At 64.3% G+C, this 25,475-nt stretch carries 21 protein-coding genes; 10 read left to right on the top strand and 11 right to left on the bottom strand.

From position 1 onward, the window contains the following. Positions 1–121: 121 nt before the first annotated feature. From IVB50_RS01700 to IVB50_RS01680, 5 genes are all read left to right on the top strand, one after another. Positions 122–1,165, top strand: coding sequence for a C-terminal binding protein (locus tag IVB50_RS01700; RefSeq protein ID WP_026232607.1), 1,044 nt, complete (start codon positions 122–124; stop codon positions 1,163–1,165). 88 nt (positions 1,166–1,253) lie between these two features. Further along, entirely contained in the window at positions 1,254–2,597 is a 1,344-nt protein-coding gene (locus tag IVB50_RS01695; RefSeq protein WP_247294064.1) for an extracellular solute-binding protein, read from the top strand. A gap of 167 nt (positions 2,598–2,764) precedes the next feature. Further along, positions 2,765–3,721, top strand: coding sequence for a sugar ABC transporter permease (locus IVB50_RS01690; protein WP_018453845.1), 957 nt, complete (start codon positions 2,765–2,767; stop codon positions 3,719–3,721). Then, a complete protein-coding gene (locus IVB50_RS01685) occupies positions 3,714–4,610 on the top strand; it encodes a carbohydrate ABC transporter permease (RefSeq protein WP_018453844.1) in 897 nt (298 codons plus the stop codon). Before IVB50_RS01690 ends, IVB50_RS01685 begins: the two co-directional genes overlap by 8 nt. An 84-nt stretch (positions 4,611–4,694) precedes the next feature. Further along, positions 4,695–6,050, top strand: a complete 1,356-nt coding sequence (locus tag IVB50_RS01680) for an esterase-like activity of phytase family protein (protein WP_247294061.1) — start codon at positions 4,695–4,697, stop codon at positions 6,048–6,050. A 192-nt stretch (positions 6,051–6,242) separates the two neighbouring features. Here the strand turns inward: IVB50_RS01680 and IVB50_RS01675 are convergent, their stop codons facing one another. Continuing rightward, the gene (locus tag IVB50_RS01675; RefSeq protein ID WP_247294060.1) at positions 6,243–7,919 is read right to left on the bottom strand and encodes a mucoidy inhibitor MuiA family protein; all 1,677 of its coding nucleotides are present in this window, start codon (positions 7,917–7,919) and stop codon (positions 6,243–6,245) included. Between the two features lie 150 nt (positions 7,920–8,069). Beyond that, entirely contained in the window at positions 8,070–8,690 is a 621-nt protein-coding gene (locus tag IVB50_RS01670) for a response regulator (RefSeq protein ID WP_026232606.1), read from the bottom strand. Between the two features lie 202 nt (positions 8,691–8,892). Between IVB50_RS01670 and IVB50_RS01665 the strand changes: the two genes are divergently transcribed. After that, positions 8,893–9,909, top strand: coding sequence for an AraC family transcriptional regulator (locus IVB50_RS01665; RefSeq protein ID WP_018453840.1), 1,017 nt, complete (start codon positions 8,893–8,895; stop codon positions 9,907–9,909). A gap of 13 nt (positions 9,910–9,922) precedes the next feature. Here IVB50_RS01665 and IVB50_RS01660 read toward each other — a convergent pair whose 3' ends face one another. From IVB50_RS01660 to IVB50_RS01650, 3 genes are read right to left on the bottom strand one after another with little or no spacing between them, the layout of a single operon-like run. After that, positions 9,923–10,558, bottom strand: coding sequence for a GNAT family N-acetyltransferase (locus IVB50_RS01660; RefSeq protein ID WP_018453839.1), 636 nt, complete (start codon positions 10,556–10,558; stop codon positions 9,923–9,925). Between the two features lie 22 nt (positions 10,559–10,580). Continuing rightward, a complete protein-coding gene (locus IVB50_RS01655; RefSeq protein WP_007596236.1) occupies positions 10,581–11,231 on the bottom strand; it encodes a CoA transferase subunit B in 651 nt (216 codons plus the stop codon). 15 nt (positions 11,232–11,246) lie between these two features. After that, a complete protein-coding gene (locus IVB50_RS01650) occupies positions 11,247–11,954 on the bottom strand; it encodes a CoA transferase subunit A (RefSeq protein ID WP_018453837.1) in 708 nt (235 codons plus the stop codon). A gap of 289 nt (positions 11,955–12,243) precedes the next feature. Here IVB50_RS01650 and IVB50_RS01645 point away from each other — a divergent pair, with 289 nt between their 5' ends. The 4 genes from IVB50_RS01645 (at position 12,244) to IVB50_RS01630 (ending at position 17,563) form a co-directional block, all read left to right on the top strand. Continuing rightward, positions 12,244–14,172: an AsmA family protein gene (locus tag IVB50_RS01645; protein WP_247294098.1), complete on the top strand. Its 1,929-nt coding sequence runs from the start codon at positions 12,244–12,246 to the stop codon at positions 14,170–14,172. A 208-nt stretch (positions 14,173–14,380) separates the two neighbouring features. Continuing rightward, positions 14,381–15,766 (top strand): ABC transporter substrate-binding protein, encoded by a 1,386-nt coding sequence (locus IVB50_RS01640; RefSeq protein WP_018453835.1) that lies wholly within the window; start codon positions 14,381–14,383, stop codon positions 15,764–15,766. 76 nt (positions 15,767–15,842) lie between these two features. After that, the gene (locus tag IVB50_RS01635; RefSeq protein WP_018453834.1) at positions 15,843–16,715 is read left to right on the top strand and encodes a sugar ABC transporter permease; all 873 of its coding nucleotides are present in this window, start codon (positions 15,843–15,845) and stop codon (positions 16,713–16,715) included. Beyond that, the gene (locus IVB50_RS01630; protein WP_018453833.1) at positions 16,712–17,563 is read left to right on the top strand and encodes a carbohydrate ABC transporter permease; all 852 of its coding nucleotides are present in this window, start codon (positions 16,712–16,714) and stop codon (positions 17,561–17,563) included. Before IVB50_RS01635 ends, IVB50_RS01630 begins: the two co-directional genes overlap by 4 nt. Here the strand turns inward: IVB50_RS01630 and IVB50_RS01625 are convergent. From IVB50_RS01625 to IVB50_RS01600, 6 genes are all read right to left on the bottom strand, one after another. Beyond that, on the bottom strand, positions 17,538–18,059 hold the full coding sequence (locus tag IVB50_RS01625; protein WP_018453832.1) for a DUF6622 family protein: 522 nt from the start codon (positions 18,057–18,059) through the stop codon (positions 17,538–17,540). The genes IVB50_RS01630 and IVB50_RS01625 overlap by 26 nt on opposite strands. Positions 18,060–18,071: 12 nt before the next feature. Continuing rightward, a complete protein-coding gene (locus IVB50_RS01620) occupies positions 18,072–18,884 on the bottom strand; it encodes an ABC transporter permease subunit (RefSeq protein WP_018453831.1) in 813 nt (270 codons plus the stop codon). A 4-nt stretch (positions 18,885–18,888) separates the two neighbouring features. After that, positions 18,889–19,803, bottom strand: a complete 915-nt coding sequence (locus IVB50_RS01615) for an ABC transporter permease (protein ID WP_018453830.1) — start codon at positions 19,801–19,803, stop codon at positions 18,889–18,891. Next, complete coding sequence (locus IVB50_RS01610) at positions 19,800–20,969, bottom strand: ABC transporter ATP-binding protein (protein ID WP_026232604.1); 1,170 nt, start codon at positions 20,967–20,969, stop codon at positions 19,800–19,802. The genes IVB50_RS01615 and IVB50_RS01610 overlap by 4 nt, the downstream gene beginning before the upstream one ends. A 75-nt stretch (positions 20,970–21,044) precedes the next feature. Next, on the bottom strand, positions 21,045–22,502 hold the full coding sequence (locus tag IVB50_RS01605) for a glycerol-3-phosphate dehydrogenase (protein WP_247294096.1): 1,458 nt from the start codon (positions 22,500–22,502) through the stop codon (positions 21,045–21,047). Between the two features lie 137 nt (positions 22,503–22,639). Then, on the bottom strand, positions 22,640–25,327 hold the full coding sequence (locus IVB50_RS01600; RefSeq protein WP_018453827.1) for an EAL domain-containing protein: 2,688 nt from the start codon (positions 25,325–25,327) through the stop codon (positions 22,640–22,642). Positions 25,328–25,475 lie beyond the last annotated feature (148 nt).

The following is a 25,475-nucleotide window of genomic DNA, read 5'->3' as shown; positions in this document are numbered from 1 at the left end:
GTCGTATAAATCGCCTCAATGACAACCGGGAATTGTACGCGACCTCCTCGATTTCGCGTAAAAGACGCAAAGGCCCGCGCAAAGCATGGGTCACAACAAGAAACCAAATCGGGAGCAGGACATGCCGAGATACAGGGTGGTGACGCCGAAGGGCGCGAGCTTCACGGTCGCGAGCAGCGATTATTCCTACGAGCGCGAGGCGCTCGATCCGATCGACGCCGAGATCGTCGAGGCGCCGGCCGACGAGGCCGGGTTCATCGCCGCCGCGAAGACAGCGGACGCCATCTACGCCAAGGGCATCCCGATCACCAAGACCATCATCGACGCGCTGGAGAGCTGCAAGGTCATCACGCTGGGCTCGGTCGGCGTCGACAGCGTCGACATCAAGGCCGCGACCGCGCGCGGCATTCCCGTCACCAACATCCCCGACACCTTCATCGAGGAGGTCGCCGACCATGCCATGATGCTGCTGCTCGCTGGCTTCCGCCGGCTGGTCGAGCAGGACCGGATGGTGCGTAGCGGCCGCTGGGCCGAGGGCCGGCCGGCGTTGTCGAAGATACCGCGGCTGATGGGCCAGACGCTCGGCTTCATCTCGTTCGGCCGCGTGGCGCGTGCGGTTGCGAAACGCGCAGCTCCCTTCGGCCTGCGGATGATGGCCTACGATCCCTTCATCCAGGAAACGCTGATGTCCGACCACGGCGTGATTCCGGCGACGCTGAACGAGGTGTTGTCGCAATCCGACTTCGTCTCGATGCACGCCCCCGCCCGGCCCGAGGTGCATCACATGCTCACCGAGAAGCACTTCCGGCAGATGAAGAAGGGGTCCGTCTTCATCAACACGGGTCGCGGCGCCACCGTGGACGAGGAAAGCCTGATCAAGGCGCTTCAGGAGGGCTGGATCGCCCATGCCGCCCTCGACGTGCTGGAGAAGGAGCCGCCCTCGCACAACAATCCGCTGCTCGGCATGGACAATGTCACCCTGACCGCCCACGTCGCCTCCGCCTCGGCACGGTTTGACGAGGCGCGCAAGCGCCGGGTGGGCTACGAATTGTCACTGGTGCTTCAGGGCATGTGGCCGGTAAGCTGCGTCAATCCGTCGGTGCTGCAAGACACCGCGCTCCGCCGCTGGCAGCCTGTCAGCATGGACCGCGGCCCGAACAGCTAGACGGGACGGCCGCGAAGGCGCGCCGGCAACCGGAAAGACCCTTCACCGGCGATCAACGCCGGGAAGGGAAACATATAGGGAGGAACCGATGAGGAACGACATCACGCGTCGTGATGCCTTGGCGCTGGGCCTGTCCGCTGCGGCAATCGCGGCAACCGGTGCTCCGGCAAATGCGCAATCCGCGATCAAGGCCGCGGACGTCCCCACACCGAAACTGCCGATCGAGAAAGGCGCATCCCTGCGCATGCTGCGACCGGTACGTTTCGTCCAGGCCGACGAGGACGTGTTCCGCGCCAATGCGGCCAAATTCACCAAGGAGACCGGGGTCGAGGTCAAGGTCGACTTCGTCGGCTGGGAGGACATCAACCAGCAGACCGCGGTGACCGCGAATTCCGGTGCCGGCCCCGATATTATCATCGGCTTCTCCGATGCGCCGCACATCTATATCGACAAGCTGATCGAGCTGACCGACGTCGCCGACTATGTCGGCAAGCGGTACGGCGGCTGGCTGCCGCTGGCGCAGCGCTACGGCAAGAAGAACAAGAGCGACGCCTGGATCGGACTGCCGTTCGGCGCGACCGCGGGTCCGCTGATCTACCGCAAGTCGATCCTGCGATCGGTCGGCTTCGACAAGGTGCCGGAAGACCATGCCGGAATCCTCGATCTCTGCCAGAAGCTTCAGAAGGCCGGCAAGCCGGCCGGCTTGGCGCTCGGCAACGCCAAGGGCGACGGCAACGGTTTTGCGAACTGGGCGCTGTGGTCGCACAACGCGGCGCTGCTCGACGAAGAGGGGAACGTCGTCATCAACAGCAAGGAGACGATCGCCGCACTGAACTGGGTCAAACAGCTCTATCCGACCTTCATCGCCGGCACGACGTCATGGAACGACGTCAGCAACAACCGCGCCTACGCCGCGCAGGAGATCTCGCTGACCGCCAACGGCGTCTCGCTGTATTTTTCACTGAAGAACGATCCGGCGACCAAGGCGATCGCCGACGACAGCGAACATCAACTGCTGCCGAAGGGTGTCGCCAAGGTCTCGCCGATGGCGGGCCTGACGCTAAACGCCATGCTGTTCAAGCACAGCCAGTACCCCAACGCCGCAAAGGCCTTCCTGCAATACATGCTGGAAAAGGACCAGTACGAGCCGTGGCTCAACGCCAATTCCGGCTACTGGGCCCAGCCGCTCGCGGCTTACGCGGAGGCCAAGGTCTGGAGCGAAGATCCCAAGATCAAGATCTTCAAGGACACCATGAACACCATCTACTATGACGGCTATGCTGGCCCGATCTCGACCGCGACCGGTGCCGTCAGCGCCGACTACGTGCTGATTCAGATGTTCGCATCCGTCGCGACCGACGCTGCCACGCCGGAAGCCGCAGCCGCGGAAGCCGAGCAGCGCTGCAAGCGGTACTTCCGGCGGCAGAAGTAGCGCTGGCCAAAAGCGCGTCATCGCGAGCGAAGCGAAGCAATCCAGCCTGTCTTCCCAGTTACAGCCTGGATTGCTTCGTCGCCCCAGTGCAAAATTGCTTCGCAATTTTGTTACGGGCTCCTCGCAGTGACGGGCCTGGTGACTTTCAGAGACGGGACAACAAACCGATGTCCGTGACCACACTCTCTTCTCCTGCCCTCGTGCACCGGCAACCCTCCTGGCTGGTGCGCCTGTTCGACTACAAGCCGTTCCTGATCGTGATGTGCCTCGCACCTGCGATCGGGCTGCTCACGGTGTTCCTGACCTATCCGCTCGGCCTCGGCATCTGGCTCGCCTTCACCGACACGACGATCGGCAGAAAAGGCGTCTTCGTCGGCTTCGAGAATTTCCAGTATCTGCTCACCGATTCCCTGTGGTGGAACGCGGTGTTCTACAGCGTGGTCTACACGGGGATCGCGACCTTTGGAAAGTTCGCGCTCGGCTTCTGGCTCGCACTGCTGCTCAACAACCATTTTCCGTTCAAGAGCCTGTTGCGTGCGATCATCCTGATGCCCTGGATCGTGCCGACGGTGCTCTCGGCGCTGGCGTTCTGGTGGATCTACGATCCGCAGTTCTCGATCATCTCCTACCTTCTGGTCGACGTGCTGCACTGGCGCACCACCAATATCGACTTCCTCGGCTCGCCCTGGCCGGCGCGCTTCTCGCTGATCGCCGCCAATATCTGGCGCGGCATTCCCTTCGTCGCGATCTCGCTGCTGGCGGGCCTGCAGACCATTTCGCCCTCGCTCTACGAAGCCGCGATGCTCGATGGCGCCAGCGCCTGGCAGCGGTTCCGCTACATCACCTTCCCGATGATGATGCCGATCCTCGCGATCGTCATGACCTTCTCGATCATCTTCACCTTCACCGATTTCCAGCTGGTCTACGCCATCACCCGGGGCGGCCCCGGCAACTCAACCCATTTGCTGGCAACGCTGGCCTTCCAGCGCGGCATTGCGGGCGGCGAGCTCGGCGAGGGCGCGGCGATTGCGGTGTCGATGATCCCGTTCCTCGTGTTCGCAACGCTGTTCTCTTATTTCGGCCTGGCGCGCCGCAAATGGCAGCAGGGAGAGAGCAATGACTGATACCGCCGCCGAGCCGGCCGCCGTCGCCACCACGCCGCCGGACACCATGGCCTGGGATTCCGGGCTGCGGCGGCTGATGATGATCTATCTGCCGCTCGGCTGCTTCGTGCTGATCCTCCTATTTCCGTTCTACTGGATGACGATCACGTCTTTCAAGCCGAACGCAGAGCTGATGAACTACAAGGAGCACAACCCTTTCTGGATCTCCTCGCCGACGCTGGCCCACATCAAGCACCTGTTGTTCGACACCGCCTATCCGCGCTGGCTGTGGACGACGATGCTGGTCGCGGTCGGGGCGACTACGCTGTCGCTGATCGCGAGCACGCTGGCCGCCTATGCGATCGAGCGCCTGCGCTTCCGCGGCAGTCCCTATGTCGGCCTCGGCATTTACATGGCCTATCTCGTGCCGCCGTCGATCCTGTTCATTCCGCTCGCGACCGTGGTCGTGCAGTTCGGCCTGTTCGACAGCCCGCTTGCGTTGATCCTGGTCTACCCGACCTTCCTGGTGCCGTTCTGCACCTGGCTCCTGATCGGCTATTTCAAGTCGATCCCCTACGAGCTCGAGGAATGCGCGCTGGTGGACGGTGCCACCAGGCTCCAGATCCTGCGGCGGATCACGCTGCCGCTGGCGGTGCCCGGCCTGATCTCGGCCGGCATCTTCTCCTTCACGCTGTCCTGGAACGAGTTCATCTACGCGCTCGCCTTTATCCAGAGCGGCGCCAACAAGACGGTGCCGGTCGCGATCCTGACCGAGCTCGTCACCGGCGACGTCTATCAGTGGGGCGCGCTGATGGCGGGCTCGCTGCTCGGCTCGCTGCCGGTTGCGATCTTCTACTCGCTGTTCGTCGATTACTACGTGTCGTCGCTGACGGGCGCGGTCAAGGAGTAGCTGTCGGCTGCGGCGTTTGGCCCGGTTTCACAAAACTGCAATGCGCGGTCCGCATAAGACGGCCTCCGTTAACAGGAGACGCACATGCGCGCGACTTTGCTTAGTACCGTCGCAACGATCATTCTGACCGCGAGCTCCGCGCTGGCGCAGAGCGAAGGCGAATTCCCCGCCAAGCTCGCCGGCCACGTCGTGATGCCGGCCGCCACGTTCATCGACGCGCCGGCTGATGCTCCCGCCGATCTCAAGACATCCGGTAAATACACCACCGGGAAGCGGGTCGACGCGCTCGGCACGGTGATGGGCAAGTCCTATGAGCGGGCCACCGGCGTGTCGCTGCCGTTCAAGGGCCAGCCGCTGCAGGGCCATTCCGGTATCAAGTCGATGGGGGACGGCACTTTCTGGGTCATCACCGACAACGGCATGGGCGCGCGCGCCAATTCGCCAGATTCGATGCTGTACCTCAACCGCTACAGGATGGATTGGGCCGGCGGCAAGATCGAGCGGCTGGAGACCGTGTTCCTGCACGATCCCGACAGACGCGTGCCGTTCCGCATCGTGCATGAAGACACCGAGAGGCGTTACCTCACCGGCTCCGACTTCGACACCGAAGGTTTCCAGATTATCGGCGACACCTTCTGGATCGGCGACGAGTTCGGCCCCTACATCCTGAAGGCCGACAAGACCGGCAAGATTCTGGCCGTATTCGAGACGGTCGCCGACGGTAAGCCCGTGCGATCGCCGGATCATTGGGCGGTGGCGACCCCGGGCGCGCCGGGTGCGACCTACACCAACGTCAACCTCCGACGCTCCAAGGGTTACGAGGGCTTCGCCGCCTCGAAAGGCGGCAAGTTTCTCTACGGCCTGCTCGAGGGGCCGCTCTGGGATGCCGAGAAAAAGGACTGGGAGAAGGTCGACGGCAAGGAAGCCTCGCGCATCCTCGAATTCGACGTCGCCGCGGAAAAATTCACCGGCCGCTACTGGCAGTATGTGTTCGAGCAGAACGGCAATGCCATCGGCGACTTCAACATGATCGACCCGAGCGCCGGCCTGATCATCGAGCGCGACAACGGCGAAGGCACGCCCGAAAAGGCCTGCCCGCAAGGCACCCGCGGCGAGAACTGCTTCCCCGACGTGGCCAAGTTCAAGCGCGTCTACAAGATCGAGCTCACCGACGCCAATGTCGGCAAGCCCGTGCGCAAGATCGGCTACATCGACCTCCTGAAGATCAGGGATCCCGACAAGAAGGCGAAGAAGCCGCTCAATGACGGCGTCTACACGTTCCCGTTCTTCACCATCGAGAACGTCGATCGTGTCGACGAAACCCACATCATCGTCGGCAATGACAACAATCTGCCGTTCTCGTCCAGCCGCGATCCCAACAAGGCCGACGACGACGAGTTCATGCTGCTCGATGTCGCGGACTTCCTGAAGGCGAAGTAAGCCAGCGCTCTCTCAACGCGGGTCATCGCCCGGCTCGACCGGGCGATCCAGTACGCCGCGGCGCCAGCGATCAAATCGTGAGGCCGCGGCGTACTAGATGCCCCGCCCTCGTGCGTAACTGCGCACTAGGCGGGACATGACGGACAGTGAGCGAGCACGAGGTAAAGACAACTCGCACCTCGGCGCCGCACATCAACCCGCCGGCACGATCACCATGCTCTTGTCCTTCGGCCAGCGAATGCGCCAGACGAAGTTGATGTCCTTGACCTCGCCGGGCTTGGCGTCGAACGACCATTCCAGCACGCCGCGCCGGTCGCGAATGTTGCTTGCGGTCGGCGGCGTGGTCGCAGGCAGCATCTCGACGAGGATGTCCTCGTTCTCGCTGACCGGCAATTGATCCTCAATCGCGACCTTGATCGGGAAGTCGTGACCATTGCGGATCGTCGTCTTGAACGATCGCTCGTCGGTCTTCGACGTCGTGACCAGGAGACCGGCCGAACCTTCGTTGCGCTTGAGCACCGCGCGCTCGATCCTGACCTTGTCGTCGGCGCCGAAGCCGAGCCGCACGATATCGTCCTTGGCCGAAGCCGAGAGTTTGCCGCGGCCGACGAAAGTCCCGTCGCGATAGATTGCGACCTTGCCCGGCAACAGGCTCGTGTCGTCGGTCTGCTTGAAGCTCGCTTCGAGGAAGGCGGTGGGGTCCATCACCGGTGCCGCGCGCACCATGAGATCGGCGGGCACGGTCATCGAGGCGATGCGCAGGCTCTTGGCGCCCTCGGCGGCCCCGAGGCTGACGCGGCCGGGAATTTTGTAGGTGGCCTGGAAGTCACCGATCTCGGCGACCGCCTGCTGCTCTTCGGCGCGTTCGCGGATATCGTCCGCCGCCTTGGCCGCGGAAGTTTCCATCTTGCGCTGCTGCATGGGCGCCGCCGCAGGCATTGCCGAATCCGAAACTGAGCCCAGCGCCCGCGGCTTCGGCACTTGCGGATACTGCGCGACCAGCGAATTCAGCTCCGGCGCGCTGCCGCCGCGGCCGATGCGGACCGTGGAGACGCCGAGCGCGACGTTCGACCAGTCCTCGCCGGTCGCCTGCGTGACCTCGGCGCGGCGGACAAGCTCGAGCTGCGGTTTGCGGTCCTTCGCGCCGGTATCGAGCCGGGCGTCGTAGAGCGGCAGCCAGCGCGCATTACGCACATTGTAGGTGACCCGCAACGTCGCCTTGGTTGCTGCCGGCGCCGCGATGTCCATGCGGACTTCGAGCTTGCTCGGCGGCTTGGCCTTGCGCTCGACTTCGAGCTGGGCGATCTGCCGATCGATCTCGCGCATCTTGCGCGTGGCGTCGCGAACGGCGGTATCGGCGCTCGCAATTTCGTCGCCAACGGCGGCAAAGGCCGTGCGCCATTCGGCAATCGGCCGCGCCTCGCCCTTGTCGCCGATGCCCGCGGGAGAGGCTTCCGCAAAGTGCTCCGCGAATTTGCGCCGCGCAATGGCCGAGTCGATCGCGCCTTGCAGGTCGGCGCGCTGGTCGTTCAGCGCCTCGATGCGCTTGTCCAGCTCCGGCAGATTGACCGGCGCCGCACGCGGCGTTCGCGCATCGATCGTACCGATGGTGAGCTTCGCTCCCCCCTCACCCTCCACCCGGATCGAGGAGGTGTCGAGACCAAGCGGGAAGTCCTTGGCAATGAGCGTCGAGTCACCAGACGGCAGGTCCACCGCGATGACGCGGGTGACGGTCGCGCCATCGGGGTAAACCGTAACGGTATGGATCGCCGATGTGGCGTCCAATTCGGCGGCCCATGACCACGACGCGAATGCCGTGGTCACCAGAACCAGGCTCGTCGTTGCCAAACATTTTGCGGTGATGCGCATCAAGTCCCTCCTCCAAGTCATCGCCGCCGCCAGCCGGACGCGCGATCCAATGCCTCGCCAACACGGTTGGACGCGGCAGGGGAGGAACTGGTTCGATTGGGGTTTCCGTGGGGCGCCGCCGCGGCGGCAGCAAGGCCCGCGACGGAGCGCTTAATCCTGAGGGGTAGAACCCTGCGCGAAGATGCGGCGAAGCAGGTCCGTCACGTTCTTCGCACCGGCCTTCCTCAGAATGCCGGCGCGATAGCCCTCGACCGTGCGCGCGCTCAGATGCATGCGCCGGGCGATCTCCTTGTTGGTCAGGCCCGCGGCGAGATGCTCGAGCACGTCGCCTTCGCGCGCGGACAGGGGTTCGCAGCCGGGCAACCACCGCTGCCGGTTGGAGCCCGGCTGCGCGAACTCGTCGATGGCGGCATCGATCCGGTCGACGATGTCGCGGGTGCGGAACGGCTTCTCGATGAAGTCGGCCGCGCCGCTCCTGATGGCATCCACCGCCATGGCGATGCTGCCGTTTGTCGCGGTCACCAGCACCGGCGCCATGCAGTTTTCCTCGCGCAGGCGCTTGAGCACGTCGAGACCGGAGCGATCGGGCGGCATCTCCAGCAGCACGCAGGCCGGCATCCGCGCCTTGGCCTCCGAGAGCAGAGACGCGCCGTCGGCGAAGCAGATCACGTTGTATGCGCTTTGTTGAAGCGCGGTGGACAATTGTTCGCGGGAGGCGGCATCGGTGTCGATGACGAATACCTCACCCTTGGAAAGCATGTTCCCCGGCATAATTCCGATCCAGCAATGTCTTGGGTCAAATGGTCCGAGACGGCAGCGGGGCCTCGTCGCGCCGCGCCGTCATATGCACGGCATTCACGCCCGTGCTTCGGTTTTACTTATGTATGTTCCACCCGGTTCCCGGATTTGACGGATCGGGACAGAAACTTTACATTTCGGGACATCTGCGGGATGTCCGGCAGGAACGGGTCGCATGACCGACCTCATTCGCAGCGCGGGCTTGAGCTATTACCCGGAGGTCGCCCGGTCGGTCGGGCTCGACCCCAAACACATGATGCGCAAGGTCAGGCTGCCGCTGGCCTGCCTCGACAAGCCCGACACGCCCATTGCCGTCACCGGTCTCCGCCGTCTGCTCGAATTGTCGGCCGAGGCGTCCGGCGCCGAAGATTTCGGCTTGCGGCTTGCTGAACGCGGCGGGCTGACCAATTTCGGCGCGGTCGGCCTGATCGTGCGCGAACAGGCGACCGTTGGTGAAGCCATCGAAGCCTTCTCGCGCTTCATCCCGATCCATCACGACGGCATGAAGCTGGACGTCACCCGCAACAAGCAGACCGTGACCGTCACGCAGCACCTGCGCGGCCGGCAGCCGACCGCGCCGCGCCAGTCGATCGACATGGCGCTCGGCAGCGTCCACCGCATCATCCAGTCGCTGTTCGGCAGCGATTGGCGGCCGCAGGAAGTTCACCTGCATTACCCACCGCCGCTCGACCGCAAACGCTACCGCGAGTTCTACGGCTGCCGTGTGACCTTCAATGCGGAGGCCGATTCGATCCTGTTGTCGGCACACGACATGGAGCGCCGGATCCCGAGCGCGCATCCGCTGATCGCGAGCTATCTGCGCAAGCGGATCGAGGCGATCGAGACGCGGCCGGCAAGCTGGGAGGAGAAGGTCGACGAGGTCGTGCGTCTCCTGCTCGCCGGCGGCGACTGCACGGTCGAGCGCGTCGCCGAACACCTCGCCTGCACCCGGCGTACCATCCACCGCCACCTCGCCGAAGCCGGCACCAGCTTCTCGGCCATTCTCGACGCGCAGCGCGCCGATCTCGTGGTCCAGCTCATCGACGACCCCGGCCGGCCGCTGGCCGACATCGCCGTGCAGCTCGGCTTCTCCGCACAGAGCGCCATGGCCCGCTGGTTTCGCGGCCATTTCGGCTGCACCATCACCGCATGGCGCAAAGGCGCCCGGCCATTGGCGGCAACGGCGGCTTGATTTTCAAGACCGATCACATCACCCGCGCAAACATGCGAAAGCCCGGCGCACCGATGATCGCCTCGAAGGCAGGATCGCGCTTCTCCTCGGCAAGGACAAAGCCGGCCTTGGTATAAGCGCGCTCGGCGGGCTCGTTGCCGATCAGGAACGATATTGTCGCCCGTGCACATCCAGCCGCTCGCCCCTTCTCCAGCGCATGCGCGATCAGTGACTGCACCAGGCCGCGGCCGCGATAGGCGGGATCGGTCGCGACATGCTCGATCATCCAATCGCCTTCGCCGCCCTGAACCCAGCAGGCGCGGGTGTAGCCGCCGCGTTGACGGATGGCCTCCAGCTCTGCCGCGGCGATTCCGGACGCGGCTGCGACTTCCTCGATCGCACGCCAAGCCGCTGGTCCCGTGCCGGCCGCCGGTAGCGCACACAAGGCGGCAGCAGGCTTGCCATCGATCTCGGCGACCAGAAATTGCGAGACGTGCCACATCGACACCGCGCGAGCGGCTGCGACGTGCGCGATGAAATCGCGGCACTGTGTTTCAGGCCAACCGAGCGCAACGTCGAACCAGCCGCGCGGCCGGTAGCCGCGCTGCGATGAAAGGATGGTTTGTGCGATGAAATCGGCGTCTTCGGGACGCGCAGACCGTATCGTCATGCGCGCCCCCTTCGCGAAAACCTTACGTGTTCTTCAGTGCGACGCGAAATTCGGCCTCGGTCTTGGCCTTGACCTCGTCGAGCGAGACGCCGTCGGCGAGCTCGATCAGCGCCATGCCGCCGCTGCCGTGCTTGTCGATGGTGAAGACGGCCAGGTCAGTCACGACCATGTCGACCACGCGCTCGCCGGTCAGCGGCAAATTGCACTGCTTCAGGAGCTTTGGACCGTCCTTGGCCGAATGCTCCATCACCACGACCACGCGCTTGACGCCGGCGACGAGATCCATCGCGCCGCCCATGCCCTTGACCATCTTGCCGGGGATCATCCAGTTGGCGAGATCGCCGTTCTGGGCCACCTGCATGGCGCCGAGGATCGACAGATCCATGTGGCCGCCACGGATCATGCCGAAGGAATCCGCGCTCGAGAAATACGAAGTCGACGGCAGTTCGCTCACGGTCTGCTTGCCGGCGTTGATGAGATCGGCGTCCTCTTCGCCCTCGTACGGGAACGGGCCCATGCCGAGCATGCCGTTCTCGCTCTGAAGGCTGACGTCCATGCCGTCCGGGATGTAGTTCGAGACCAGCGTCGGAATGCCGATGCCGAGATTGACGTAATAGCCGTCACGCAGTTCCTTCGCGGCGCGCGCAGCCATCTGTTCACGGGTCCAGGCCATCTTAGTCTCCTGATCTCAAGCTGCCGTGCGCGGGCGGGTGTTGCGGAATTCGATGCGCTTCTTGGCCGTTCCGACCTCGACGATGCGCTTGACGAAAAGACCGGGCGTGTGGATGTGGTCGGGATTGAGTTCACCGGCCGGAACCAGATGCTCGACCTCGGCCACCGTGACCCTGGCGGCGGTCGCCATCATCGGGTTAAAGTTGCGCGCGGTCTTGCGATAGATGAGGTTACCTGCGGTGTCGCCCTTCCAGGCGTGGACGATGGCGAGGTCGGCGAACAGGCCGCGCTCCATCAGGTATTTCTGTCCGTCGAATTCTTTCACTTCCTTGCCTTCGGCGATCAGCGTGCCGACGCCGGTCTTGGTGTAGAAGGCCGGAATGCCGGCGCCGCCCGCGCGGATGCGCTCGGCCAGCGTGCCCTGCGGATTGAATTCGAGTTCCAGCTCGCCGGCGAGGAATTGCTGGGCGAACAGCTTGTTCTCCCCGACATAGGACGAGATCATCTTCTTGATCTGGCGGGTTTCGAGCAGGCGGCTGAGGCCAATGCCGTCGACGCCGGCATTGTTTGAGACCACCGTCAGGTCCTTGACGCCGGAGTCGCGGATCGCGTCCGACAGCGTCTCGGCGATGCCGCAGAGGCCGAAGCCGCCCGACATAATCATCATGCCGTCTTTCAGAACGCCCTCGAGAGCCGACTTGGCGTCGGGATAGACCTTGTTCATGCAAATTACCTTCGAGTGAACCTTCGGCTTGCAGGCGTCGCGCCTTAGTGGCGGCGATTATTAGGCGAAATCGTCCGAAGCCGTCAATGATACGGGGTTCTCCGCTCCGCCCCCGGGTGATAGAAGCTGCCCAAGCCGTGGGCGCAACCGTTCCCGCGGCCTTGAAAGCGACAAGAAAACCCATCAAGTTGCGGCACTTAACACAATAGGTCTTGGGCGTGGGGCGCGCAGGTTTCCCAGCCCGCCTTCTGGCTCCAGCGACCAACTCGATCAGGACATGCCATTGACCATGGTCCAAGGAATGAAGCGCCTCGGGACGCCGATCGCGGCGCTGCTCGGCGTGGCGCTGATCGCCCTGATCGCGACCTCATGGCTCATCAACCGCGACGCACTGCGCAAGGCCGTGGAAACGCAGATCCGCGACGTCACCGGACTCGAGGTCAACGTCGCAGGCGCGATCGACATTTCGGTGCTGCCGGCAAGCTACATCTCCTTCCATGACGTCGGGCTGAAGGGCGGCGGCACCAGCGATCCCGCGCTCCATGTCGACGTTCTCACCGCGAACCTGCGGCTGCTGCCGCTGCTGCTGCAACGGTTCGAGATCGCCGACCTGACGCTGCTGCGGCCGCGCATCCATGTCAGCCTGAAGCCGGACGGTGAAAGCAACTGGACACCGTTCATCCAGACCATCGCGCGCACCATGAAGCCTGGCGCCGAGAATCAAGTGTCGTTCTCCGAGATCCGGATCCAGGACGGCGTGCTCAATTACGAGGACGCCGCCACGCACGGCACCGAGAAGCTCGAGGACATCGACCTGTCGCTGGCCTGGCCCTCGATCTCGCGCTCCTTCGCTGCGACCGGACAATTCGACTGGCGGGGCGAACGGGTCGACGGCTCGATCAGCTTTTCCGATTTCGTCGCCGCCCTCTCCGGCGAGCGCTCGGGGTTGAAGGCGCGGATCGCGAGCGCACCGCTCAAGCTCGCCTTCGACGGCAGCGTCGCCAATCGCACCAGCCCGATGATGGAGGGTACGCTCACCATCGACAGCCCGTCCTTGCGCAACGCGCTGCGCTGGACCGGCCAGCCGCAGCCCGCCAGCGGCGGCTTCGGCCGTTTCGCGCTGAAGGCGCGGGCCAATGTCGTCGGCGCGTCGATCGCGCTCACCAACGTCAATGTCGAGCTCGACGGCAACACCGCCGAGGGCGTGATGACCTACGCCAATAACGGCCGGCAGACGCTGCAGGCGACGCTCGCAGCCGACGCGCTCGACTTCACCCCCTATATCTCGACTTTCCGTCTGCTCGCGAGCGGCGCGCGCGACTGGAACAGGCAGCTGTTCGATCTCAACGCCTTGTCGACCACCGACCTCGACATGCGCCTGTCGGCCGCCAAGCTGACGGTCGGGACGTCGAAACTCGGCCGCACCGCGATCGGCGCGAATCTCCGCAACGGCACGCTGGCGCTCTCGGTCGGCGAGGCCCAGGTCTATGGCGGCATCGCCAAGGGCTCGTTCGGCATCGCGCGCTCCGACACCGTCGCCGACATCAAGGCGCAATTCCAGTTCACCGACGTCGACCTTCAGGCCTGCGCCTCCGAGCTGTTCGGCATCAACAAGCTGTCCGGGCGCGGCAACATCAACGTCTCGCTCCTCGCGTCCGGCTCGAGCCCGTTCGGCCTCGTGCAGTCGCTCGACGGCAGCGCCACAGTGACCGGGCATGACGGCGCGATCGCGGGCTTCAATGCCGAGCAGCTCCTGAAGCGGCTCGAGCGGCGGCCGCTGTCCGGCGGCGGCAATTTCCGCAACGGCTCTACCCCTTACGACAATCTCACCATCGCGGTGAAGTTCTCCGACGGCGTCGCCACCGCCGAGGACATCCGCGTCGAAGGACCGGCGGCGAAGATCACCATGACCGGTACCGCCTCGGTGCCGACGCGCGAATACGACATGAAGGGCGTGGCCAGCCTCAACAGCGCGTCGGGGTTCGAATTGCCCTTCGTGGTGCAGGGCCCCTGGGACGACCCCCTCGTCTTCCCCGATCCGGAAAGCCTGATCCGCCGTTCGCCGGCCTCTGCGCCCCTGCTCGACATGCTGAAAGACCGCAAGCCGGGCGACGCGGTGCGCTCCGCGATTGAGCGCATCACCGGCACCGGAAAACGTCCCGCACCGGCCGAAGCGCCGACGGCGGAGAACGCCAAGGAAGGCGCGAAGTCCAATTAAGGACGGCGATCAAGCGGCGCCAGCAGATCGGCGCGAATTGATCAGGGCGAATTGATGCGGCGATTGGATCGATGCGCACATTAAGCATCTCCTCTCGCCCGACACCCCACGACCTATGTCTGACAAGAAGCCGCTAGATCGGATAGCGGCCATGCGCTAGTGTTTTATACGACCGGTTAAAAACACCGGCCGTTTGAGGGAGAAAAACGTGAAATCCAAGGTTATTGGCGCAGTATCACTGGCGGTCGCTGCGGCCGGGCTGTTTGCAGCCGCTGCACCCGCATTTGCGCAGCAGAAGACGATTACGGTCTGGTGGGGCAAGGGCTTCTACCGCTCCGAAGACGACGCGCTGCTCGAGACAATCAAGAAGTTCGAAGCCAAGACCGGCATCAAGGTCGAATTGTCGCAGTACGCGATCCAGGACATGATTCCGAAGACGGTCGCCGCACTCGATTCAGGCACCGTGCCCGATGTTGCCTATTCCGACACCTACGACGTGCAGGTCCAGGGCAAGTGGGCCTACGAAGGCAGGCTCGAGGACCTCTCAGACATCATGGAGCCGATCAAGGATCGGTTCGTGCAGAACACGCTGGATGCGTCGATCCTCTATAACGACGTCACCAAGAAGAAGGCCTATTACGGCTTCCCGCTGAAGCAGCAGAGCATGCATGTCGAGATCTGGAACGACATGCTTGAGAAGGCCGGCTTCAAGCTCGCCGACATCCCGACCGACTGGGAAGGCTACTGGACGTTCTGGTGCGACAAGGTGCAACCGGGGATCCGCAAGGCGACCGGCCAGCGCGTCTACGGCGTCGGCCAGCCGATGGGCGTGGAATCCACCGACGCTTTCCAGTCGTTCTACACCTTCATGGATGCCTATCACGTCAAGCTGGTCGACGACGACGGCAAGCTTACGGTCGACGATCCCAAGGTCCGGGAGAACCTGATCAAGGCGATGAAGGACTACACCGACACCTACATCAAGGGCTGCACCCCGCCGTCCTCGACGACCTGGAAGGATCCCGACAACAACGTCGCGTTCCACAACAAGACCATCGTGATGACCCACAACTTCACGATCTCGATCGCGGCGAAGTGGTTCGAGGATTCCCAGAACCAGACGCTCACGCCCGAGCAGCGCGAAGCCGGCAAGAAGGCCTATGGCGAGGACATCATCACCGCGTCCTTCCCGAAGGCTCCGGACGGTTCGACGATCCGCTACCGCTCGGACGTCAAGACCGGGCTGGTCTTCTCCGTGGCCAAGAACAAGGCCGAGGCCAAGCAGTTCATCGCCTTCCTGCTCCAGGAAGAGAACGTCCGCCCCTATATCGAGGGTGCGCTCGGCCGCTGGTTCCCGGTGACGAAGGAAAGCCAAGAGAGCCCGTTCTGGCAGGCTGACCGGCATCGCAAGGCGGTCTACTCGCAGTTCAAGGGCGGCACCGCCGCGTTCGACTTCACCAAGAACTGGAAGTTCACCATCCTGAACAACGAGAACGTCTGGGCCAAGGCGATGAACCGCGTGGTCAGCGAGAAGGTGCCGGTGGACAAGGCGGTCGACGAGCTGATCGCCCGCATCAAGGCGGTCGCGGGCTGATCTCGGACTGCAATAAGGTATATGCTAATACCGGTCGCGGCTCTCCGCGACCGGTTGCTTTCGGTGGGTATGCGATATGGCGATCACACTTTCCGGCTCAGACACAATTCCGGCCCCTCCCCTGTCGGCGCGCCTGACCACGCAGCAGGTCTGGGGCATCTTGCTGCTTGTGCCCTATCTACTCGTCTTCCTGGCCTTCGTCGTCTATCCCGTCGGCTACGGCCTGTGGCTGGCGCGCAGTCCGGCGAACTATGTCGCGCTGTACAACGACCCGATCTTCGCGCGCGCCGCGGTCAACACGCTGATCTTCCTGGTCATCGGCATCAACGTGAAGATGCTGATCGCGCTGTTCCTGTCCGGCTTCTTCGCCCAGCAGCGCCCCTGGATCAAATGGCTGTCGGTGATCTTCATCCTGCCCTGGGCGGTGCCGTCGATCCCGACCATCCTGTCGGTCCGCTTCATGCTCAATCCCGAATGGGGCATGGTCAACCATTTCATCTTCTCTCTCACCGGCGATGACGGGCCGAACTGGCTGAACGATCCGACGGTCGCGCTGACCATGGCGATCGCCGTGCATATCTGGAAGTCGCTGCCGTTCTGGACGCTGATCCTGCTGACCGGGCGGCTCGCGATCCCGCAGGATCTGTACGAGGCGTCCGAGGTCGACGGCGCCAGTCCGTGGCAGAAATTCCGCTTCATCACCTGGCCGTCGATGCAGATGCTCTACGTCACCTGCACGCTGCTCTCGATGATCTGGACGCTCGGCGACTTCAACAGCGTCTATCTGCTCACTGGCGGCGGGCCGGCCGACCTCACGCACGTGCTGTCGACACTCGGCATCCGCTATCTCCGGCTCGACCAGCTCTCGCTTGCGATGGCCTCTATCGTCTGCGCGATACCGCTCGTGCTGCCGCTGATATACTTCATGATGAAACGGTTGTCGCGATGAAGCTTCCCACCCTCCGCGAAGTTGGCACCGAAGCCAAGCTCCTGCTGATCGGCATCCCGGTCTTCATCTGGACCATGATTCCGATCTACCACATGTTCCTGTTCGCGATCTCGCCCAAGGAGGACGCGTTCTCGGGCAAGCTGTGGCCGGATCATCCGACGCTGCACAACTTTCACATCGTGTTCTACCAGGAGCACTATTTCCTGCGAGACTTCTGGATCCAGTTCTGGAACTCGACGGTGATCGCGCTGGCCGCAGGCGCGCTGACCTTGTTCGTCGCGACCGCCGCCGCATTCTCGATCTCGCGGCTTAAGGCGCCGGGCGGCCGCTGGGTGATGAATCTCGCGCTGTTCACCTACTTCATCCCGGCGGCGTTCCTCGCCGTGCCGATGTACCGCACCATGGGCAACTACGGCCTGCTCAACAATCACTGGTCGCTGATCCTGGCGATGGTGACAATCGCTTCGCCTTACGCGATCTGGGTGCTGAAGCAGGCGTCCGACAAGCTGCCGGTCGAGCTCGACGAGGCCGCCGTGATGGACGGCGCGACCACGCTGCAGCTGTTCCGCCTGGTCTATGTGCCGCTGATGATGCCCTCGCTGGTCGCGATCGGCACCTATGCCGTGCTGCTGGCCTGGAACGAATATCTCTACGCGTTCCTGCTCTTGTCCAAGGACACCGATATCACGCTGCCGGTCGCGCTCGGCAACTTCCTCGCCGCCGACGACTCGCCGTGGGAGCTGTTGATGACCACCGGCTTCATCTACGCGCTGCCGCCGGCCGCGGTCTATTACGCCTTCAAGCGCTACATGGTGGGCGGGCTCACGGCCGGTGCGGTGAAGTCCTGAGATCCACGGCGCGCTTTCTTTGGTAGGCAACCAGCAGCGCGATCATCGAGCCGATGAAATAGCCCGCGGTCGCGCCCGAAATCGCGCGGCCGACGACGAGTGCGAGTGCACGGTCGCTCGCATCGACCGCCGAGATCACGCCGACCGCATACTGCAGAGAGAATATGACGAGGTTGCGGATCAGCGCAAAGGCGCCACCCGCGCGGATGATCTCGCCTGTCTTGTGATCGACGTCGAACGGACGCGACGTTAATACGCCGATCGGCAACAACACCAATGCGGCCCCGCCCCAGGCAACCAGCGGCCACGCGCTATCCTGATGTCCGAAGCCAATCCGCGAAATGCCCCAGACGATGAATACGATCGGAACGATCAGCGCACGCCAGATCGGCGTCTTGCGCGGCTGCATCGCCTTGATGCCCTGCCAGACCAGATAGGCGAGCAAGGTCCAGACCCAGAGCGGCGTATGCACCAGGACCTGATAGGCAAACGTCATCATCGCCTCCCGTTATAGCGGCGCCGCGCTCTCGCCCTGCGAGCTCGACAGTTTCGAGGCGAGCGAGGCGATGACGATGACAACAGCAATCAAGGCGATCACCAGCGTGCAGATCGCGTTGATCTCGGGCTTCACTCCGAGCCGCACTTCCGAATAGATCCGGATCGGCAGCGTCGCCGAGCCGGGGCCGGTGGTGAAGCTCGCGATCACGAGATCGTCCAGCGACAGCGTGAAGGCGAGCATCCAGCCCGCGACGATCGCAGGCGCGATCAGCGGCAGCGTTACGGCCACGAACGCGCGCAGGGGGTCGTAGCCGAGATCCATCGCGGCCTCTTCCAAGGAGCGGTCGAGCGAGCCGAGGCGGGACTGCACGACGACGGCGACGAAGCACATCGTCAGCGTGGTATGGGCGATCGTCACCGTCCAGAAGCCGCGCTCCGCGTTTAGCGCCACGAACAGCAGCAGCAGCGACAGTCCGGTGATCACCTCCGGCATCACCAGCGGCGCATAGAGCATGCCGGAGAACAGGGTGCGGCCGCGAAACCGCTCGCCGCGCGACAGCGCCACGGCGGCGAGCGTGCCGATCAGGGTCGCAATGGTTGCCGACGAAACCGCGACGCGCAGGCTCATCCAGGCCGCCTCGATCATGGCGCGGTCATTGAAGAACTCGTGATACCAGCGCAGCGACCAGCCACCCCACACCGTCACCAGCCGCGAGGCATTGAAGGAATAGATCACGAGGATCAGGATCGGCAGATAGAGGAAGGCCAGACCCAGCGAAAGCGAGGCGACGTTGAAGCGGGACAGACGGGAGACCTTGCGCATCGCCTCACCGCCCCTGTTCCAGCTGCCGCTTCTGCAGCCGTTCGTACAGCAGCAGCGGGACCAGCAGCACCACCAACAACACGATGGCCGCGGCGGAGGCGACCGGCCAGTCCTTGTTAGTGAAGAATTCGAGCCACAAGGTCTGGCCGATCATCAGCGCATTGGAGCCGGCCAGGAGATCCGGAATGACGAACTCGCCGACGATGGGGATGAAGCACAGCAGCACGCCGGCGCCGACGCCGGGCAGCGACAGCGGGAAGGTGACGAGCCAGAACACCTGCCAGCGCGGCGCGCCGAGATCGGAGGCGGCCTCCTCCAGCACCGGCTCCATTTTGGCCAGCGTGGCGTAGAGCGGCAGGATCATGAACGGCAGGTAGGAATAGACGATGCCGATATACATCGCGCTGTCGGTGGAGAGCCACACCACGGGCTGACTAACCAGATGCAGCGCCAGCAGTATCTGGTTGAGCAGGCCGTCGTGCTGGAGGATGTTGATCCAGGCATAGATCCGGATCAGGAACGAGGTCCAGAACGGCACGATCACCAGCACCATCGCCACGGCCTGCCAGCGCGCCGGCAGCCGCGCCATGCCGTAGGCGATGGGATAGCCGATCAGGAGCAACAGCGCGGTCGCGGTGACGGCGACGGTGAGGCTACGCACATAGGCGAACACGTAGATATCGTCGGAGACGAGCAGCCTGAAATTGTCGATCGACAGCGCGGCAAAGGCGGCCTTCAGCGCCCCCCATCCCGCCATCAGGTCGAACACCGGCTCGTAAGGCGGCTGCGCGATCGCCGTCTGCGACAGGCTGATCTTCAGCACGAAGCCGAACGGCACCAGGAAGAACAGCACCATCCAGACATAGGGCGCGATCGCGGCAAAGTGAGCCGGTCGCGCAAAAATGCGGCGCCCGCTCATGACGGCAGCACCACGCAGTCGTCGGGCGTGAACCAGGCGACGACAGGCTGGCCCACGCTGTAGGCGTCGACGTCAAGGCGCGCGCTGTTGGCGACCGACGCCTGCACCGTCCCGCCGGCCTCGAGCTTCACCTTGTAAGTGGTGGTGCCGCCGAGATAGCAGATGTCGGCGATCACGCCGTCCAGCTGGTTGATCGCCGTCTCATGACCGGCCTCCCTCGCCGGCCCACGGCGCGACAGCTTGACCTTCTCGGGGCGGATCGCAACCGATAATCTGACCTCACCGAACGGCTCGCGCGGCTCCGCCACCACCAGCGGTCCCGCATCGCGCGTGCCTATGACCAGACGATGACCGTCGCGCAATTTGGACTTGGCGTCGAACAGGTTGATGTCGCCGACAAACTCCGCGATCCAGCGCGAGCGTGGCGCCTCGTAGAGTTCGCGGGGACTCGCGACCTGCGCCAGCCTGCCGTCCCTCATCACGCCGATCCGGCTCGCCATCGTCATCGCCTCTTCCTGGTCGTGGGTGACGATGATGAAGGTCATGCCGAGCCGGCGCTGAAGCTCCATCAGTTCGCCTTGGGTGCTTTCGCGCAGCTTCTTGTCCAGCGCTGCGAGCGGCTCATCGAGCAGAAGGAGCTGCGGGCGTCGCGCCAGTGCACGCGCCAACGCCACGCGCTGGCGCTGTCCCCCGGAGAGCTGGTCGGGCTTGCGCTTCTCGAGTCCGTCGAGCTTCACCAGCGCAACCATCTCCGCCACACGCGTGGCGATGTCTGCGCGCGCCATACCGGCGCGCTTCAGGCCGAAGGCGATGTTGTCGCGCACCGACAGGTGCGGAAACAGCGCGTAGTTCTGGAACATCATGTTGATCGGCCGCTCATGCGGCAGCGCCTGCGCGATGTCCTTGCCGCCGAGCAGAATGCGCCCTTGATCCGGCGCTTCGAAACCGGCGAGCATGCGCAGAAGCGTGGTCTTGCCGCAGCCGCTGGGCCCGAGCAGCGCAAAGAACTCGCCGGCCTTGATGTCGAGCGAGACGCCATCGACGGCCCGGAACGTCCCGAACGTCTTGGCGACGCCCTCGATGCGCAGCAACGGCTCGCCGGCCGCGAGCTGCGTCTCTCCGACCGCAGCCGCAGCCGCGTCTGTTCTGGGCAACTCGTCAGTCATGGTTCCTGCCAACCCCAATCAAGCCGCACGCTAGCGGCCGATCGTCCCTCACTCAACCGGTTAGAGGCCGTTCGTTCACGCATTCGCCATGAACGCAGCCAGCGCATTGCATTCCCCCGCTGACATCGTCAGGCCGAGCTTGGAGCGGCGCCACAGGATGTCCTCGGGAAAACGCGCCCATTCGTGGGTCATGAGATAGCGCACCTCGGCCCCGGTCAGTTCGGGACCGAAGGCGGGGCCGAGATCGTCCCGGGTCTTCGCCTCGGCAAGCACAGCCGATAGCCGCGAGCCATAGGCCGCGACGAGGCGTTGGGCCTGCGCCTCCGAGAGAAAGCGCCAGCGGTCACGCGCAAGATCGACCTCGGTGTCGAAACGATCCCAGGCAAAATCTCCGCCCGGCAGCGCCGCGCCTGCGGTCCAGGGCGGCGACATCGGATAGAACGGCGTCAACTTCGTCACCGCGCGCTCCGCCCGCAGGCGCGAGGTGGTGACGTCACCGCCAAACATCGTGATCAGCGGCGCCTTGCGCCGTCGCGCGTCGAACAGCGTCGTGCCATCACGCCCGCGCGCGGACGCCAGCGTCAGGTTGACGCCGGAGACCGCGCGCACCACGTCGGTCGGGGCAACGCGCTCGCGGAAATAGCGACTGGCCGCTTCGCAGAGATAGCTGACGTCGGCCCCCCGCATCGCGACGATCGCAGGATCGCCGGTGAAATCGTGCGTGACTGTTCCAATCAGTGTGAAATCGCGCGCGATAGGACTCGCGAAGATCAGCCGGCCATCGCTGTTCTGGAAGACGTAGACGTTATCGGAATCGAACAATCGCGGGACGATGATCTGGCTCATCTGCATCGCCGCCACGGCGGGTTGCGGCTGCCGCAGCACGGTCTCGGCGACCATCGACGTCCAGCCGCCGGTGGCGTTGGCCAGTGCCCGGGCCGTGATCGTGCGACGATGGCCGCGGTCGACCACCGCGAGCCGCCATGTGTCGGTTCGATCGGCGCGCACACAGCGCGCTCCAGTCCGAATCACGGCGCCGCGCTCGGCCGCATCCAGTGCCGTGAGCACCACCAGTCGGGAATCGTCGACGACGCAATCCGAATATTCGAAGGCCGTGCCGAATGGTCGTTTCAGCGCGTTGCCGACCGGATGATGCGTGATGTCGAGGGTCGCCGTTGCAGGCAGGCCGCTCCGGCTGGTGGGGCTGTCGTAGAGGAGCAGGCCGACGCGCAGCAGCCATGGTGGGCGCTCGTCGGAATGCGCCGGGATCACGAAGCGCATCGGCCGAACCAGATGCGGCGCGATCCGGAGCCAGATCCGGCGCTCAGCGAGCGCCCGGCGCACCCGGCGGAAGCCGCGCCGTTCCAGAACCGACAGGTCGCCGTGGATCAGCCGCGGCGTTGCCGACGACGCCGCGCCGCCCAGATCGCCCTGCTCCAACAGGATGACCCGCAGGCCGCGGCCGGCGGCATCGCGCGCGAGGCTGACACCGTTCAGGCCGCCGCCGATGATCGCAAAATCGTAATCCGCCATGAAGCCGTCGAATGGGAGCGAAACGCTCGCCATCTCTAGAGCCATTTCCCTTCCGATGAAATCGGAACGGGGCTCTAGATTCTGGTTTGGCGCGTTCTCTTGACGCGAACCCGCATCCGCTGCGCTCGAAAAACGCTCTAGCCGGTCTTGAGCGCAAGCTCCATGACTTCGGCACGACCGACGAGGCCGGCATATTTCCCGATCGGCAGTGGCTTGCCGAGCAGATAGCCCTGCACGCCGTCACAGCCTTCCGCGGCGAGGAAGGCGAGTTGTTCCAGCGTCTCGACGCCTTCGGCGACGATCGACATTTCCAGGCCATGGCCGAGATCGATCACCGCGCGCACGATCGCCGCCGATTGCGGGTTGCGGCCGAGATTGATGATGAAGGCGCGGTCGATCTTGATCTTGTCGAACGGGAACGCCTGGAGATAGCTCAGCGAGGAATAACCGCTGCCGAAATCGTCCATGGAGATGCGCACGCCGAGCGCCTTGAGCCGGCGCAGCAGCGCCAGACCGCGATCGAAGTCCTCGATCAGCACGCCCTCGGTGATCTCGAGCTCGAGCCGACCGGGTGCGAGACCCGTCTCGAGCAGGATGGAATGCACGAGCCCGACCACGTCGCCGTGCATGAACTGCGCCGGCGACAGGTTGACCGCGATCTGAAGCGGCTTCGGCCAGGACGCGGCCTCGCGGCAGGCTTCGCGCAGGATCCACTCGCCCATCTCGACGATCAGGCCGCTTTCCTCCGCGATCGGGATGAATTCGGCCGGGGAGACCTGGCCGCGCACCGGATGCTGCCAGCGCGCCAGCGCCTCGAAGCCGATGATCTCGCTCTCGGCGACGCTGTGGCCCGCTGCTCCCTGCGGCTGGAAGGCGAGCGAGAGCTCGCCGTTCTTGATCGCCATCGAGAGATCCTGGTGCAGCACGCGGCGATCGCGGATCTGCTGGTCCATCTCCGGCTGGAACAGGCTGATCGTGCCGCGCGACTTCTGCTTGGCGCGGAACAGCGCCGCGCCGGCATTGGCGAGCAACGAGGCGGCGTCGGCGCCGTTGTGCGGGAAGATCGACATGCCGGTGGTGACGCCGGCGCGGACCGGGCGGCCGTCGATCTGGAATTCCTTAGCGACGGCATCACCGATCTGCTGCGCCAGCGCGAGACCTGCATCCGGCTGCTTACCGTCGATGATCAGGCCGAACTCGTCGCCGGACAGGCGCGCCACCACGCCGCCGCGCGCGGAGTCCTGGAGCCGCTGGGCCACCTCGACCAGGAGCTTGTCGCCGTGCGCATGACCGAAGACGTCGTTGACCTCCTTGAGACCGTCGAGATCGACGCACAGAACCGCGAACTCCTCGCCGGTGCCCTCGCAGGCCTCGATCATCTGGGTCAACGCCTGCAGGAAAGCGGCACGGTTCGGCAAATCGGTGAGGCCGTCGTGATAGGCCATGTGCGCCATGCGCGACTCGGTCTGCCGGCGATCGGTGACGTCCTCGTGGGTCTTGATCAGATATTGCGGCTCGCCGGTGTCGCTCAGCACGGTGGCGCGGCGGGTGAGGAACAGCCGCAGCCCGTCCTTTGTGGAGATCGGGTGCTCTTCGGTGATCATCCCACGCTTCTTGATCGCGGCTTCGTCGCGCGCGATGATCAGCTTGGCTTCCTTGGGATTGAAGATGTCGGACGCGGTCAGGCCTGTGGCTTCCTCGCGCCTGCGGTTGAGGATCGTCTCGGCGCTGCGGTTGGCGAGCAGGTAGCGGCCGTCCTTGACCTGCTCGACGATCAGGGCCACCGGGATGTTGTCGACCACGAGCTCGAGGAACTTCTTCGTGCTCTCCAGCTCCTTCGACAGCGAGCGGCGATCGGTGATGTCCTCGAACACGAGCATCAGGAATTCGGGCTTGTTGCTCTCGTTGCGGACAACGATCCGGATCGAGGCAACCATGCGTCGCTCACCGGCGCGGTCGACCTCGAATTCGTTGCGAAACTGGCCGTCCGGCGAATCGAGTGCCGTGCGGTCGGTCGCCTCGATGCTGTCCGCCGAGATCGGCGCAAACAGCTCGCGCGCGTTCTTGCCGACGACATGGTCGCGCGAGAAGCCCCAGAACCGCTCATAGGCGCTGTTGGCGAAGATGTAGCGACCATCCTCGATGTTCTTTGCGGCCACGCAGGCCGGCACGTTGTCCAGCACCGTTTCCAGGAACTGCTTGGTGGAGGCGAGCTGCCGCGACAGCCTGCGCTGCTCGCTGACGTCCAGATGCGTCGTCACCGAGCCGCCGTTGGGCAGCACGAAATATTTCACCAGGATGGCCCGCCCGTCCGGCAGTTCGGTGATCAAGCCGTTGGTGCTTGCCGCCTTCTCGTAGAACTCGTCGTTGGAGGCGGCGCCGAGCACCCCGCGCTTGCGTCGCAGCTCAAGGAGTTCGTAGCCGTTCATGTTGGCCCAGAGATCCGACCGCGCCAGGCCGTAAATCTCGATATAGCGGTCGTTGCAGAAGATGACGCGCCGCTGCGCATCCGTCATCACCACGCCCTGGTTGAGATTGTTCATGGCGGAGGAGACGAAGGCATTGCGCCGCAGCTGCAGACGCCTGGTCCGGCGCAGCGAGGAATGGATCCACAGCGCGATCGCGGCGAAGAACGAACAGATCACAATTCCCGCGATCAGGGCTTCCCAGATCACGTTGGGATCAAGCTCGCCGAGATAGCTCGGAGGGGTGAAGCTGTCTGAGAGGGCAAAGGCGCGCGCAGGCGCGACCGCTGCGGCCAGGCACACGACGGCCTGCACCGCAATCGGAAGCGCGCTGCCCGCGTGCCAGTTCTTCTCAGCCATCAGCCACCCGCGATTTCAACGTCGGATTGTCTGGCCTCGCGAGTTTGGATCGGGTAAACGCCTGTACGCGCAACGGAACAATGTGGCATCAAATACGGCAATTGCCCTGACATGATAAATGCTTCCTTAACGGAAAAAGCCCCCGCGT

Origin of the sequence: Bradyrhizobium sp. 87 (assembly GCF_023073015.1) — a bacterium.
Lineage (GTDB): Bacteria > Pseudomonadota > Alphaproteobacteria > Rhizobiales > Xanthobacteraceae > Bradyrhizobium > Bradyrhizobium canariense_D.
Note: the sequence above shows the minus strand (reverse complement) of the source record. Positions and strands in the feature narration are given on the sequence as shown.